14 protein-coding genes are annotated in these 15,093 nt (G+C 59.1%); 8 read left to right on the plus strand and 6 right to left on the minus strand.

Translation table 11 applies throughout. The features are described 5' to 3' along the window. The 6 genes from WLY71_RS24725 to WLY71_RS24750 all read right to left on the minus strand — a co-directional run. Positions 1 to 3,741 (minus strand): TcdA/TcdB catalytic glycosyltransferase domain-containing protein (locus tag WLY71_RS24725; RefSeq protein ID WP_347805648.1); only part of this gene is annotated, 3,741 nt, incomplete at its 3' end. Between the two features lie 678 nt (positions 3,742 to 4,419). Then, positions 4,420 to 6,123, minus strand: coding sequence for a precorrin-3B C(17)-methyltransferase (cobJ, locus tag WLY71_RS24730; RefSeq protein ID WP_347805637.1), 1,704 nt, complete (start codon positions 6,121 to 6,123; stop codon positions 4,420 to 4,422). Continuing rightward, positions 6,123 to 6,854, minus strand: coding sequence for a precorrin-2 C(20)-methyltransferase (locus tag WLY71_RS24735; protein ID WP_033053597.1), 732 nt, complete (start codon positions 6,852 to 6,854; stop codon positions 6,123 to 6,125). Before WLY71_RS24735 ends, cobJ begins: the two co-directional genes overlap by 1 nt. Continuing rightward, positions 6,854 to 7,480: a precorrin-8X methylmutase gene (locus WLY71_RS24740; RefSeq protein WP_347805638.1), complete on the minus strand. Its 627-nt coding sequence runs from the start codon at positions 7,478 to 7,480 to the stop codon at positions 6,854 to 6,856. The genes WLY71_RS24735 and WLY71_RS24740 overlap by 1 nt, the downstream gene beginning before the upstream one ends. Continuing rightward, positions 7,473 to 8,780: a precorrin-3B synthase gene (cobG, locus tag WLY71_RS24745; RefSeq protein WP_347805639.1), complete on the minus strand. Its 1,308-nt coding sequence runs from the start codon at positions 8,778 to 8,780 to the stop codon at positions 7,473 to 7,475. Before cobG ends, WLY71_RS24740 begins: the two co-directional genes overlap by 8 nt. 156 nt (positions 8,781 to 8,936) lie before the next feature. Then, positions 8,937 to 9,590, minus strand: a complete 654-nt coding sequence (locus WLY71_RS24750; RefSeq protein WP_347805640.1) for a hypothetical protein — start codon at positions 9,588 to 9,590, stop codon at positions 8,937 to 8,939. A gap of 249 nt (positions 9,591 to 9,839) precedes the next feature. On the opposite strand from WLY71_RS24750, the gene cbiE reads away from it, so the two are divergent. The 8 genes from cbiE to WLY71_RS24790 all read left to right on the plus strand — a co-directional run. After that, positions 9,840 to 11,051 carry a precorrin-6y C5,15-methyltransferase (decarboxylating) subunit CbiE gene (gene cbiE / locus WLY71_RS24755; RefSeq protein WP_347805641.1) on the plus strand — a complete coding sequence of 404 codons (1,212 nt, stop codon included), beginning with the start codon at positions 9,840 to 9,842 and terminating at the stop codon, positions 11,049 to 11,051. After that, complete coding sequence (locus WLY71_RS24760) at positions 11,044 to 12,141, plus strand: cobalt-precorrin-5B (C(1))-methyltransferase (RefSeq protein WP_347805642.1); 1,098 nt, start codon at positions 11,044 to 11,046, stop codon at positions 12,139 to 12,141. Before cbiE ends, WLY71_RS24760 begins: the two co-directional genes overlap by 8 nt. Further along, entirely contained in the window at positions 12,138 to 12,893 is a 756-nt protein-coding gene (locus WLY71_RS24765; RefSeq protein ID WP_347805643.1) for a cobalt-precorrin-6A reductase, read from the plus strand. Before WLY71_RS24760 ends, WLY71_RS24765 begins: the two co-directional genes overlap by 4 nt. A gap of 26 nt (positions 12,894 to 12,919) precedes the next feature. Beyond that, positions 12,920 to 13,255, plus strand: coding sequence for a type II toxin-antitoxin system RelE/ParE family toxin (locus WLY71_RS24770; RefSeq protein WP_347805644.1), 336 nt, complete (start codon positions 12,920 to 12,922; stop codon positions 13,253 to 13,255). A 4-nt stretch (positions 13,256 to 13,259) separates the two neighbouring features. Continuing rightward, entirely contained in the window at positions 13,260 to 13,583 is a 324-nt protein-coding gene (locus tag WLY71_RS24775) for a helix-turn-helix domain-containing transcriptional regulator (protein ID WP_008153779.1), read from the plus strand. Positions 13,584 to 13,700: 117 nt separating this feature from the next. Continuing rightward, positions 13,701 to 14,099, plus strand: coding sequence for a DUF2946 domain-containing protein (locus WLY71_RS24780; protein ID WP_347805645.1), 399 nt, complete (start codon positions 13,701 to 13,703; stop codon positions 14,097 to 14,099). A 48-nt stretch (positions 14,100 to 14,147) separates the two neighbouring features. Further along, positions 14,148 to 14,627 carry a copper chaperone PCu(A)C gene (locus WLY71_RS24785; protein ID WP_347805646.1) on the plus strand — a complete coding sequence of 160 codons (480 nt, stop codon included), beginning with the start codon at positions 14,148 to 14,150 and terminating at the stop codon, positions 14,625 to 14,627. Between the two features lie 20 nt (positions 14,628 to 14,647). After that, positions 14,648 to 15,093: DUF2946 domain-containing protein (locus tag WLY71_RS24790; RefSeq protein ID WP_347805647.1), on the plus strand; the 446-nt coding region annotated here is incomplete at its 3' end.

The raw sequence follows: 15,093 nt of genomic DNA on the forward strand, positions 1-15,093 counted from the left end.
AGCCAGGGCTGCCCCCAGACCAGCTGCGCCTACCACCACACTCGCGGAGTCAAAGGCCAACTGCGTTCCGAACTGCGCCTTTTCAATGTCATTGGTGGCGTGACTTAACTGATAAATATCAAACCCGACATTCACCAGCCCCAGCACAGTACCGACGCCTTCATTGGCGATATGCCCCAAGGCCTTTTGCACCAACGGTGCGCTGGTGCGGGCGATCAGCTTTTCATCGTCCAGTGCCTGACGCACCAGTTTCACAACGCCAATCAAATCCACCACGTTGCCATGGGCCAGCTGGGCATAGTTCACGTAGGCATGCAGGCGAATGGCGGTGGTCAGGGCCTTGTCACCACCGTTCGCTGCACTCTCGTGACGACGCAGTACGTTCATCAAGGCTTGTACGGTGAACCCGGCATTGAGCGTATGAACGCTGCCGGCGTCCGTCGGATCAAGCGGATTGACCGGCGCACGCGGGCGAGCGGCCAATGAATGGAAGGTTTCGGAGAGGAAGTTTTTAATTCTCAGGAAACGGTGATCGCTGGTGGTGACACGCTCAATGGTCTGCCCGGCATCGGTGTTGACGAGACTGATTTTGTATTCCCCTGTTGGGGTTATCTCCAGTGTCTCGAACAACGCAACCGAATCCGACGCCAGCCCGTGTTGCTCCTGCAACTGTCGTGTCGCCTGCACGATCTCCCCACCCCACCAGTGCGCGTCCAGTTCCAGCAATGAACTGCCCAGCGCCGCATTGTTTACCAACGACTGCCCCCGGGCACTGGCCAGCCGTTGCCGAACCCTGGGCAGCGCTTGTTCAGGCAAAGCACCTGGCTCGGACAGGCTTGATACCTCACTGCCGGAGGCAAGCACCAGCTTGTTCAATTTGGCGCCATCGAGCTCGATCAGATCAAAGGTCGGCCGTTGCGCATCGCCATAGGCTGCGTAATGCATGGCCATTTTTTTGCGCAGGAAAAAGTGCGTCAACGCGTCACTGAACGCCGACGCCGTAACAATCTCGAAGATCCCGAAATTCGGGTCGTAGAGCAGATAAATGCTGTGCTCGCCTTCGAAGATTTTCGCCACCAGCATCGAGTGGTTGTCCGAATTGAGCATCACGGTCGTGGTGGCCGTTTTTGCTTCCAGTAGCGCTACGACCTGAGCCAGATCAGAGCGCATCAATGGCTTGCCTATGTCATTGACCGGCGCGTCACGCAACTCCTCGATCATGCTCACAAACGCCTTTGAATCCCCAGCCTCAGGCTCGGTGACGGCCAGGTAAAAACGTTCTCTCAAGGTATTTGCGGCACTGTTGCCTTTGTGGAGCGCAGCAGCCATGGCCAGTGCCAGTGGGTAACAGCGTCCGGCAACCCGATCACCCGCACCTTCAAGCAACAAGTCCTGGGGCACCAATTTGATAATGCCGTTATCAACGCCCCCCAGCACTTCACCGATTCGCTCGCCAATACGATCGCGGTATTCGAGCTTCGCCACTTGCTGAATCCTGGCGACCAAACGCCCCCATTCCACCAGGGTCAGCGGACGTTCGAGTGCCTGTTTCTTGAGTCCAACACTCGTTTCGGACAAGGCCACGGGCGGGTTGGAAGCACTCGTCAACCCGGCAAGGAAAGCCGGATGACTTTGCTTGAACAGCTCCCGTTCAATGGCCCCGTAACGGTGGATGACCCCCAACTCCGACATCGTATTGGCAAGGTTTTCAAGCGTTGCACTGGCGGCATCAAAATGCCGGTTATCCAGGACATTGACCCCCAATAGCCCACCCAGCAACAGACGTTGCAGCGGGTTTAGTTTCACGGTGAGCAGTGGGTCTTTGGGGACCCGGCTCAGCAGTTCATCCACCGACAGGTTTTGTATTTCCGCGTCCAAGGGGGGAGTCGGGGGGTGGATGCGGGCATCCTGAGCGATGATCGCTTGCCGGTCATCGAAGCTCAGGGACAACGGCTTTTCAAACGTCACGTTGCCGTTGTGGCGCTGACGCATTGCCTGGCGAAACGGTTCACCGAGATCATCGGCCAGTTGCTGCAACAGATCGGTGATCAACACATGACGACCTTCGATCACCGGCCAGCCTTCTTCGAAATCAATACTCTGGAACTTGAGCAGCTGTGTGACATCGCCGGCATAGCGGGTTTTGAACTTCCCGGCCTCCCAACGCTGCTTTTCTCTATTCAGCCATTGAGCCGTGTCGCTCTCGTTCTCCTTCCAAGAGTGATCCAGTTCCTCCTCGGTCGCCCGGTTGACGGTTGCGATGGCGGGTATGGCGACTTCAGCTCTCGAAGCTTCAGCGCCCCGTGGGGTGAAATGCATCTTCTCGTAATCCGCCAGCCCATCGCGCATCGCAGCAGGCCCGGTCAGATAAATGGTCACTTCACTCTGTGGACGGATTCCGTCGCTGTAGTAAGCAGCGGCAGCTTCAACCAAAAACCTGACCGCTATTTCTTCCTCCATCGACAGTTCATGCAAGGGCCCGAACCGTTTCTCAACCAGCTCCTCGGCAACGTCACTGACTGCCTGGGCATCGATAAGCGCGATCTTTCTTTCAATGGCTAACCGGGCGGTGGCATCCACCACCTCATAGTTGAACCTGAAACGGTCAAGAACAGCCTTGAGCATCGCTGACCCTGAATGAGCCATCATGAACGCGTTACTCAACGTGCTTTGCTCGGCGACGGCACGCAGTCCATCCGGTCGCACCTGGCGCTCTACCGGGCGCCGGAAAACACTGCTGATATCAGGGCTGCTCTTGGCAAAATTCTCCAGCGCCTCACGGTGCTCCAGGGGAATTTGCTCGAAATAGTTTGTGTACCTGCTGCGTATAACCTGCCGCCCCGGCATCCACTCAGGACGGTGGTCAAGTATCAACTGCAAAACCCCCAGGCGTGCATCCGAGCCAAACTGGCTAATATCCACCCCGCCCAGGTTTTCTAACAGCGGAGGCAGGTTATCCACGTCTGCATAACTGCCACCGTCGCCGAACAGCGCCTCGGCGCGGACAATATCGGAGGCGGCAGCAAAGTTGCCACGCAAGCTGATTTCTCGCTCGTAGATGTCCTGCAAGTACAACGGTGTCGCCTCGGTGGCGAGATCGCGAAGAACAATAGCGCCCTCGCCCAACGACAACAGACTCTGACGGTTCTTTTCCCTTAGTAACTTCAACCGTCCTTCATCTTGGCTATAGGCTCGAACCAACAGATCGATCCTGGCGTCGTCGGCGCTCTCACCGTGTTCTACCGCTTTATTAATGTGCGCAAACATCTGCTGCTTGAGCGCGATGACCCGCTCTTCATACTTGTCGCCCAATTCAATAGCCGTGTTATTGGCCTGCCCGCCATTAAGCATGGCGTCAGCCTTGGCTGACTCGACAATAATCCGATTGGTTTCGTAGGCCAGCAATGCATCGCTGTCGTACCAGAGTTTGAGGGTGTAACCCTGCCCAGACAGTGTCTGCTTCCAGATATTGATGTAGTCGCGCTGGATATCGCCCATACCACCGCCGAGCCAGACGAAGTGCAGATTGTCAGGAACGTTTGTTTTGGGAATTAGCAACTGCTGCGTACCGTTCGACAAACGAGCCTCGAAACCTTCGAGCCGTTCGTAGAGGTCAGTTACGTCGGGGCCAGTACTCTCGGGAGGAAGCGACTCAGTCGTTCGTCGTTGTCGACCGGCAGGCCCCGCAGGCCCGGCAAAAGATGCCAAAGCCTGCTTCAACAGGCCCAGCGGCTCCAGCATCCTGGGCGAGCCGAGCAAGTCTATGCAGCCTGAGTAATACCTGAAGACGGCGTCATACTCGTCGGTACCTTTGTGCGAAATTAACGCCTGTTCAAGATCTTTAAGATTAAAGAGTTTTGCGAACTTTACATATTCACCGACATACGGAACATCCAAAAGACTGTTAGACAAGACACTCTCCAGCTTCAATATATGCAATTAAATTCTGTCAGCCAGCCGCGCAAATACCGCTCGACGACAACGTCAAACATTCCGTATTTTTGAACGAGACCAGATCAATACGTGAAGCAACCACTTCACAGGAGACAAAACTAAATCGTAAAAGCGGGCACTTCAAACCCGAAGAAATTCAATTAATTTCATTACAATCAAATCTGAAAAAATAAAAACCTTATATTGCCGACTCAAATAAGCGCACTTAGGCAAACAAAATCGTTGGGACCATCAGCAAACAGGCGGCGTTGTGACTCATCGCAACGCCGAAGTTTTCGACTGCAAAAAAAGCACTGGATAAAGGAAGAAAGCAGCGACAGAAAACAGTATTAATTCTTCGTGGCGAGAGTCATAAACCCCACAACGATTGGTGAAATAGATGACGCTTCAACGCCAGGGCGAAAGTGCCGACCAGCAGGCGGGAGTCTATTCAGTGACAAACGGCCCACGCGGGGCCGCCAAGGTTCAGGAGGCAGGCTTGATGCCATACCAACGAGGCGTATACACCCACTCGCCACCCTCGGCACGAGGGAACACGCAGGTGGTGGAGGAACCGATCAGCACCATGGTGCGCATGTCGACCTGGTCGGGGGTCAGTTCGCCGAGCGTGGTAACCCGTAGCGTCTGACCAGGACGGCCAATGTCGCGACCCAGCACCACCACTGTTTCCGGCGTGCGATGCCGGCCGACGATTTCCAGCGCCTGGCCCAGTTGCCACGGCCGCGCACGGGAGATCGGGTTGTAGAACGCCAACGCCAGATCAGCTTCGGCGGCCAGGTCCAGGCGCTTCTCGATGATCGCCCAAGGCTTGAGGTTGTCCGACAGCGACATCACGCAGAAGTCATGGCCCAAGGGCGCGCCTGCTTGAGCAGCCGTCGCCAGTGACGCGGAAACACCTGGAAGGATCTCCAGATCAACGCTGTGCCAGCTCGGCTCGCTCGACTCATGCAACGCTTCAAGCACCGCCGCCGCCATGGCGAACACACCGGGGTCACCGGACGAAACCACAATCACCGAACGGCCTTGCGCCGCCAGTTCAAAAGCGTGGCGGGCACGCTGCATCTCTTCGCGGTTATCGGTGCAATGCAGCACCTGATCGTCGCGGAACGGCCCGGCCATGCGCACGTAGGTTTCGTAGCCGAGTACGTCGGTGGCCCTGGTCAGTTCAGCCTTGACCGCTGGCACCATCAGTTCGGCGGCGCCAGGGCCCAGACCGATTACCGCCAGACGACCGCGCGCCCGACCGATCTGCGCAACGTCTAGCGGCTGACGGGCTACCGCGATGGTGATGCCGATGTCAGTCGAGACTACGCTCGCATTCGGCACGGCGTGACGAGCCAGCTCGCGAAGCTCTCCGGTAGCGGATGTGAAACGCAGCGCAACGCCCAGTTCAAGCGCTGCTTCGCGTAACGCCGCACTGGCCATGTCCAGATCGCTGGCCAACAGGCACGCCAGCGATTGCACGGCGATGTTCGCCTGATGCAAGGCTGAGCGAATGGCGCCTGGCAGATCCGCGACCTCGGCGCTCACCGCCACCAGCACATTGCGCGGGTAGATCATCAATTCATTGGCCGCAGGCGCACGCTCGGCATGGCCGACATGGATCGACAGCTGCGCGTGAGGATCTTGCGGCAACTGCGCTTGCGCCAGCCACGGCGCAGCACCTTCGACGCGTACGCTTTGGCCAGCGAGCAAATCCGAGACGAAGCGCTTGCCCAGTTCCAGATCGCCGAGGGCGTAACCGCTGGGTGGATTGAGCAGGCAGGTGCCGAAGCGCAATTCACCGCTGGTGGTGATCGCCGCAGCAACCTCGAGACCGGCAGCAATCTCTCGCGCCATGACGTTCACCCCGCCGAGACCGCCGAGCAGCGGCACCACGGCGCTGCCGTCTTCGGCCACGGCCAGCACCGGCGGCTCGGCGCCTTTTTCCAGGAGTAACGGCGCCAGGATACGGATCACGATCCCGGCCGCACACAACGCGATGATCGGCGTGTCCTGTTGATAGAACTCACGCAGGGTGGCACCGAACTCGTGATAGACGCGGTCCGCGCCCTCCACCCGTTCGGCCAGACCATGGATCAATGCGCCAGGGTACAGCTGCGCAATCTTGCGCGCGGTCGCGAGGCTGCCATTGCCCAGAATGACAATCGCCGGAACTGGACGGGACATTAGCCTTGCCACCTTTCGCCGGGCACAATGATCAGCGAGAAGTACGGCGAGGACATCGGCTCGACCTGATCCAGCGGGACGATTTTTTGATTGGCCATGGTCGCGCGTTCGACGTACAGCGCACGTTCCGCCAGCCCGAGTTCTTCGAGCACCTGACGGACCTTGGGAAAGTTGCGCCCCAGCTTCATGATCACGGCGGCATCGGCATCGGCCAGACGACGCTTGAGATCGTCGGCAGGCAATACGCCCGACAGCACTGACAAACTCTGATTGCGATACACCAGCGGCGCGCCCAGCACCGAAGCGCCGCCGAGCATCGAGCAAACGCCCGGCACGACTTCGGCTTCATAGCGCTCGGCCAGTCGATCGTGCAGGTACATGTAGGAGCCGTAGAAGAACGGATCGCCTTCGCAGATCACCGCCACGTCACGGCCAGCGTCCAGGTGCGCGGCCAGTTCTTCGCCGGCCGCATCGTAGAAATCGCTGATCACTTGTTCATACGACAGCGGCGCCGGCAACGCTTCGGTGGTCACCGGATACACCAGCGGCAGCAGCGTTTGCGCGTCTTGCAAATGCGCCTCGATGATGCCGAAGGCATTGCCCTTTTTGCCCTTGGCGACGAAGTACGCCACCACCGGCGATTCGCGCAGCAGGCGCAGGGCTTTGACAGTAATCAGCTCCGGATCACCGGGGCCGACGCCCAGGCCGATCAAACGTCCAGGTTGCTGCATCATTCGATCTCCGTGGCAAGGGCATTGACGGCGGCGGCGGCCATGGCGCTGCCGCCCAGCCGGCCTTGCATGATGACGAAGGGCACGCCGCGACTGTCTGCCGCAAGCATCGCCTTGGATTCGGCGGCGCCGACGAAGCCTACCGGGAAGCCGAGGATCAGTGCCGGTTTCGGCGCGCCAGCGTCGAGCATCTCCAACAGATAGAACAGTGCGGTCGGCGCGTTGCCGATCACCACCACGCTGCCTCCCAGGTGCGGGCGCCACAGTTCCAGCGCAGCAGCGGAACGGGTGTTGCCCAACTCACGGGCCAGTTCCGGAACGCTGTCATCGCGCAGGGTGCAGATGACCTCATTGTTCGCTGGCAAACGCGTGCGGGTCACGCCTTCACTGACCATCCGCGAGTCGCACAGAATCGGCGCACCGGCGGCCAGCGCATCACGCCCGGCCTTGCCCGCGCCGTCGGAAAATTGCAGGCCTTCGATGGCGTCGACCATGCCGCAAGCATGGATCACACGGACCGCGAGTTTTTCCAGGTCGGCCGGAATACGCTCGAGGTTAGCCTCGGCACGAATGATCGCGAAGGAGTTGCGATAGATCTCCTGACCGTCGCGGATGTAATCAAGCATCAAGGGGGCTCCGTGAGCGGGCGTCGAGCAAGGCTGCGACCGCTTCAATAGTAAGGTTGCGTGCGTGCAGCGCGCCGAAACCCGGCTGCGCTGCATCGCGAAAATAGAGGTCGTAGTGACCGGGAGAAACCGCCAGCAATGTGACCGGCGCACTGTGCGCGGCCGCACAGGAACGCGGGCAACCGGAAAGGTGCACGTTCAGTGTCTGGCCGTGGCGTTGCAGCAGCGCCGCCAGTTGTCGGGCATCGCCCTTGGTGTCGGCCAGGCCTTTCCCGCAACCCGTCGAGCCGGTGCAGGCGATCAGATGCGCCAAGGCATCGTCGGCCGAGCAACGCAGGCCCAGTTGTTCAAGGTTGTGGATAACTTGCGGCGCATCGTCGACATGGACACCGGGTAACAACAGACTTTGCCAAGGTGTGAAACGCAGGCTGCCGTCGCCCTGATCACGTGCCAGTTGTGCGACGCCTCTGAGCATCGCGGGATTGAGGCGGCCCAGCGGCGGCACGGCGCCGATATACACACGCTCGGCCTCACGCTGTGGATGAGCGCCGATGTGCAAGACACTCGGACTTACCTTGCGCTGCCAACCCGTGATGGGCATCAACGGCACACGTTCGGCCAGACGAGCGAGAAACTCGTCGAGCGAGCACTCAGCCAGCAAATGCCGCATACGTGTCTGATCGGGACGCGCCAGGTCGAGAAACAATTCAAGCACCGCGACCACCAGCGCATGGCCCTGCTCCAGTGACACCGCGCCCGCAGGCGAGTCCACAGGGCAACCTGCCAGACCAAATGCAAAAACCAGTTCGCCGCCTCGCTCAGTGGCGGACAACCACAGGTCATGGGAGTGTTCGAGCATCGCCAAACTTTCACCGCCATCGAGTTGCACCGCAAACTTGGCGCTGAGGTCGTGGAATCGTTCATGGCTTTGCAGCGTGACGAGGATCTGTTCGGCCAGCGGGCGCGTGTCGAACAGCCTCTGCTGATCGATCCCGGCGCTGGGGCTGAGCATCAAATTGCGCACATCGTCGCCAGCGGCCGTGCTTGGCCCCAACCCGGCAGCCATCAGGCCATCGATCAAGGCGCCATGTTCACTGCCGACCCCGCGGATTTGCAGGTTAGCGCGGTTGGTCGCCTCGATCACACCGCCGGCAAAGCGCTCGGCCGCATCGGCCACCGCCCCGGCCTGATCGGCCGTGATCGAACCACCGTTGAGTTTGATCCGACAGATGCCGCCATCCAGCGCCTGGACAATACGCAGCAACCCCGGACAGGCCGAGGGGCGTAAAGCGGTGGACATCGGGCGTTCGTTCAATGAGTGACCGGCTGACTGGATGCACGTGAAGGGCGAAGGGCTGCCATTATGCCTGCTTTGCCCGAGCGCATGAAAAGTCTGCCGGTCGGAAACGCTGTCGAAGTATCAATCAAGCAAAAGAAGGCTTCAGTCTGAGTGGAATCAGAGTGCGTACTCGATGGACTTGAGCGCCAGGGCTACAACGTCTTCTTCCACGTTTTGTCGAATGGCGTCCATGTCCCGACGCTTGATCTCCAACCGCCGAATCCGGATATCCAATTGAGAAAGACTCTGGTCTATTGTCCAGAACAGGTAGGGTGTAGAGATGCCCGACTTGATCAACCTGACATGACTAACCACCATTTCCAGATCTCCGTTGGGCTTATAACTGACCGGCACGATATTGAATCCGAATATTTTCCCACTTAAGCCCGCAAATTTCGTCAGCAACTTGGCGTCACGCTCCAGCTTTCCAAGTACTGCTTCAACCTGTGCTATTTGAGCGCTCGTGAGGTAGGGACGCGCCACATTCAACCAAGCCTGTTTCAAACTGCCCGAGAACTGCGGCTTGATGTACTCGACCGGCTCGGCAAGGTTCCAATCCATTGACCAAAACATACCGGCGTAATGATCGAACCAAGGCCCCGGCTGCGTCTCGCTCTTCGCGACTTTATCCGCGCCATGCTGGGCCAGAAAAATGCAGTTTTTGACAAAATCATTGTCGGCAATAGTCTGGCCGGGAACGCCCGTCAGCAGCACATTATTTATCATCAGCGCATCACGTTCGATGACACCTTTAGCTAAACCGTTATCCATATAAGTTTATTTCATCCTTGATAGTGTCGCAGCCAACACCAACTATTGGCCGAACATTTAACACGCATAAGATTGCGCAACCAAAATAAAAACAAAACTACCAAAACTATCATTCCAACAAACAATTTTTCCTCAACATTAAGTGTCTGCAACTCGGAGCTCTCCTGTCCCGGCCATAGATCCGCGTCAGATGACAGAAGCCGCGCTATCATGCCGCCTTTGAACATGACCATTGGATTGAGGAACAACATGGCCTCCTGGCTGACAGTAGTGGGAATCGGCGAAGACGGCTTCAAGGGCCTGGGCAAAAATGCCCGACACGCCCTGCTGCGCGCTTCGCGGATCATTGGCGGCCAGCGACAACTGGATTTGCTGCCGGCCTGCATCCGTGGCGAGCGGCAGCAGTGGCCGAGTCCTTTCTCCCTTGAACCGGTTCTGGCGCTGCGTGGCGAACCGGTCTGCGTGCTGGCCAGCGGCGATCCGATGTTCTTCGGTGTAGGCGCAAGCCTGGCCCGGCAGTTGTCCGGTGATGAAATGCTGATACTGCCGGCGCCCTCCTCTTGCTCGCTGGCGGCGGCGCGAATGGGCTGGCCGTTGCAGGAGGTGGTCACGCTTTCAGTGGTTGCGCGGCCCATCGCCGCACTCAATGCGCAGTTGTTCAGTGGTGTTCGCTTGCTGGTGTTGAGCAACGACGGCAAGAGTCCGGCCGCCATCGCGACGTTATTGCGTGAGCGCGGTTTCGGGGCGAGTCGCCTCACCGTGCTGGAACATCTGGACGGTGCCGCCGAACGACGCATCGAGGGTGTCGCCAATGACTGGAACAATCCTGTGATCGCCGACCTGAACCTGATCGCCATCGAGTGCATCGCTGAACCCAACACGCCGCGCCTCTCCCGATTGGCCGGCCTGCCGGACTCAGCCTTCAAGCACGACGGGCAACTGACCAAGCGCGACGTGCGCGCCATCACGCTCGCGCGTCTCGCTCCGATTCCCGGTGAACTCTTGTGGGACGTCGGCGCCGGCAGCGGTTCGATCGGCATCGAGTGGATGCGCGCCCATCCGAGTTGCAGCGCATTAGCCATCGAAGCCGATGAAGGCCGACAGTTACTAATCGAACACAACCGCGATGCTCTCGGCGTGCCCGGCCTGCAACTGATTCGCGGCAGTGCACCGCAAGCCTTGGCCGGGCTCGAGCGTCCGGATGCGATTTTCATCGGCGGCGGCGTCACCCGCGAGGGCGTGCTCGAAACCTGCTGGGCACAACTCAAACCCGGCGGTCGACTGATCGCCAACGCGGTCACGTTGCAAAGTGAAATGACCTTGATGGCCTGGCGCGAGCAGCACGGCGGCGAGCTGACGCGCATTCATATCGCTCAGGCGCAACCGTTGGGAGACTTCGACACCTGGCGTCAAGCGTTGCCGATTACCTTGCTGGACGTGACGAAGCCTTTCGATGCGTGACGAAACCGCCGAACAACCCGCACCGCTGCGCAGCGGCCTGACCACCGGCAGCTGCGCCACCGCCACCAGCCTTGCGGCTGCACGTTTGTTGTTGGAAGGCACGCATTCGGACGCGGTTGACATCGTCCTGCCCAAGGGCAAGCACGTGCAGATGCGCCTGGAGTTCTGTCGGTTGATGGATGACGGCGCCGAGGCCGGAACCATCAAGGACGCCGGGGACGACCCGGACGTGACCCACGGCGCCCTGCTCTACTCCCACGTGCGCCTGAATGCCCGACCGGGTATTCGCTTCAATGCCGGTCGCGGTGTCGGCACGGTGACCCGGCCAGGGCTGGTGCTGGGTGTCGGTGAACCGGCGATCAACCCGGTGCCACGCAAGATGATCACCGATCACTTGACCCTGCTGGCCGAGGAACTCGATTACCGCGGCGGTTTCGACGTCACGCTGAACGTCGAAGGCGGTGAAGCGCTAGCCTTGAAAACCATGAACCCGCGCCTGGGGATTCTCGGCGGTTTGTCGATTCTCGGCACCAGCGGCATCGTCCGGCCGTTTTCCTGCGCGGCCTACATTGCCTCGATCCATCAGGGCATCGACGTGGCAAAAACCAACGGCTACCTACACATCGCCGCATGCACCGGCAATGCCAGTGAAGACACCATGCGCCGGGTCTACGACTTGCCGGAAATCGCCCTGATCGAAATGGGCGACTTCGTCGGCGCAGTGCTCAAACATCTGCGCAAAGTGCCTGTGGATAAACTCAGCCTGTGCGGCGGCTTCGGCAAGATCAGTAAACTGGCGGCCGGGCACATGGATTTGCACAGCCGGCATTCGAGCATCGACCTGCAGCAACTGGCCGAGTGGGCGGCGGTGATTGGTGCCGATGAGGCGTTGCAGCAAGGGATTCTCGAGGCCAATACCAGCCAGCAAGCCTTGGCAATGGCCAGCGCTGCCGGGATCGCCCTGGGTGATGCGGTGTGTCAGCACGCGCTGGACTTTGCCCGCAGCGTGGTGCCGACACAGGTTCAGGTTGAAGTATTTGCCATCGATCGCCAGGGCGGGATTGTCGGCCATGCGGGAGCTTTTCAATGAAGCGCGTGTTGTTGCTGGGTGGCGTGACAGAAGCCTTGGCCATCGCCCGGTCCCTCGGGCCGGAACACATCTATAGCCTGGCCGGCGTGGGGCGTGTGCCGACAGATCTGACCTGTCAGGTTCGCGTGGGCGGTTACGGCGGTGCCGAAGGGCTGGCGCAGTTCATTCGGAATGAAAGGATCGAATTGCTGCTGGACGCCACCCACCCCTACGCTGCACAAATCAGCCAGAACGCCGCCACAGCTGCGCGGTTGAGCGGTGTTGCATGCTGGGCGTTAAGGCGCCCGGCCTGGCAACCACAGGCCGGGGATGACTGGCGCGAAGTCAGCGACTGGGCCGAGCTGATCGAAGCGCTGAAACCGTTCCGGCGTCCGCTGTTCACCCTCGGCCGCGAACCATTGCAACATCTGCATGAAATCCCGCCAGAGCAATTCTGGACCTTGCGTGCACTGGACGTTTACCCCGGCAACGAACGCTGCGAAGTGATTGGCGCGCGTGGGCCGTTTCTGATCGAGGATGAACGTGCGCTGTTTGAACGTCGGCAGATTGATGTGCTGATCAGCAAGAACAGCGGCAGCACGGCGACCGAGCCGAAACTGGAAGTGGCACGGGAGCGTGGGGTGCCGGTGCTTGTTTTGCAGCGGCCGGTGTTGCCGGGGGTTGATCGGGAGTTTGTGACGTTTGAAGAAACACTTGATGCGTTGGCGACCTTTGCTCAGCAAGGCAGGATCATCGGCTTGCATGAACAGTAACCTATTTGTTACCTTCAGGGCCGCCTGTGATCACACTCGAAGAATACTTGCAGGAAAACGATACAAGCCCCTTTGGGCGCTGGTTTTCCACCTTAAATGCTCAGGCAGCGCTTAAGGTATCCAACGCATTGGTCCGGCTAGAGCTAGGCCATAGCTCCAACATCAAGTGGTTCGAAGGTCTCGGCGAATACCGAATAAATTGGGGGCCGGGCTACAGAATCTATCTTGTGCAAGAAGGGAAACGCCTGATCATCCTTTTTGGTGGAGGCGATAAGTCCACTCAGAAAGCCGACATTAAAAAGGCAAAAATACTGATAGCTGAATTTCGAACCCGCAAAAAAGCCGAACGACCCCGGAGATAAAGTCATGGCGCTCACCCGAAGCTACAAACACACCATTGCCGAGCGTGCCCAACGTGACCCCGAGTTCGCCCAGGCGTTGTTGGATGAGGCTGCTACTCTGTTTCTTAATGGTGAACCTGAAATGGCCAGGATCATTTTGCGTGACCTAGTCAACGCTACCGTAGGTTTCGAAGAATTGGCGAAAGAAACAGCAAAACCTAGCAAAAGTCTCCATCGAATGTTGTCTGCCAAGGGCAACCCAAGCATGGACAACCTGGCTGCGATATTCGCCGTCATTCGCGCTACGCTTGGAGTCGATATGGAAGTACATGTGGTACGTGCGCACTGATGGCGTAGAAACAAACAGTTTTAACTGCGACACCACACCGCACACCGCTTTTTTACTTATCGGCCCTGATCAGGCTAAATAGCCGCGCCTGATCGCCCACCCAACCGGATTTGTCCCATGTCCCGACAACGGCTCGCATTTGCCTGGATCGCCTGCTTCGCAGTGCTGTTCAACATGCTCGCCATGCCGATGACGGGAGCGATGGCGCAGACGGCGAAATCGCCTGCCGAGCAGTTGTTGTGGGGCAGTTTCTGTTCGTCCAGCGGCACCAAGATGGTGGCGATTTCCCTGGGCGATATCGAACAGAAAACCCCGCAGAGTGACGATCACTCCAACATGCAACATTGCTGGTGCTGCTCAGGTTCCGCGCCACTGGTGGCGTTGCCCGGGCACATGCCGCAACTGTATTTCGCGCGTTTCGAGGCCAATCGAAGCCTGCCTCGTGCGTCTCTCGATACACCGACACCGCGCCAGCAATGGCCGAGCCTCAACCCCCGCGCTTCCCCTCTGGTGTGATTCCTTCTCGCAATTGACCTGCGTTTTGAATCGCTCTGGAGAACTGCCATGTTGAACAAACTCATCGTCCTGGCTGTGTTGCTGCTGCCTGCCTGTTTTGCCAATGCCCACGAATACAAGGCCGGGGAGCTGGAAATCGCGCATCCGTGGTCGCAAGAGTTGCCGCCAAACGCGCCAACGGCCGCGGCGTATTTCGTGATTCACAACAACGGTAAAACGGCCGACCGACTGCTCAGCGTCGACTCGCCGATTGCAGGCGAAGCCCAGTTGCACGAGCACGTAATGCAAAACGATCTGATGAAAATGCAGCAGGTGCCGAGCGTCGACATTCCTGCCGGTGGCAACGTCACCTTTGCGCCGATGGCCTATCACGTGATGCTGGTAAACCTGAAAGACCGCAGCCTGTTGAATGACGGCAAACGCTTCCCGCTGACGATGCATTTCGAAAAGTCCGGCGACGTGACGGTCGACGTCTCGGTGCAGAAGAAGCCGCCGGAAGGCATGCAGATACACGCCCACGCCCAGTAAGCGACTGAGCAAAAACACCCATGCGCCCGCTTAGCGCCAGGTCATCCGCACACCGTCGTCAGCCGTTAAGCCTGACGCGCGGTAGCTGGATCAGCCTGTTCGCCATGTTGATGATCTTTATCGGCCCGCTGATTTCTCAGTCGATGCCGATGGATCAACGCGCCTCCTCGATGACCATGAGCATGTCGATGGACATGAGCATGGACATGTCGACGATGGAGCACGCCGACCACAGCAGCGCGCAAACCACCGCCGAACACTGCCCGCCAGAAGCCTCACATCACGCGCTCTGGGAAAAATGCGGCTATTGCAGCCTGCTGTTCAGTTGCCCGGCGCTGACCGGCGGCCAGTCCTTCGTCGCATTCGTCACGCCAACAGCCACCACCTTCACCACACCTTCCCCTCGCCTGGGCCACCCCCGGCAAACCTTCTTCCCCGGCGCCCGCACCCGCGCCCCACCCATCGC

It is taken from the genome of Pseudomonas rossensis (assembly GCF_039888995.1).
In the GTDB taxonomy this organism is placed as follows: Bacteria; Pseudomonadota; Gammaproteobacteria; order Pseudomonadales; family Pseudomonadaceae; genus Aquipseudomonas; species Aquipseudomonas rossensis.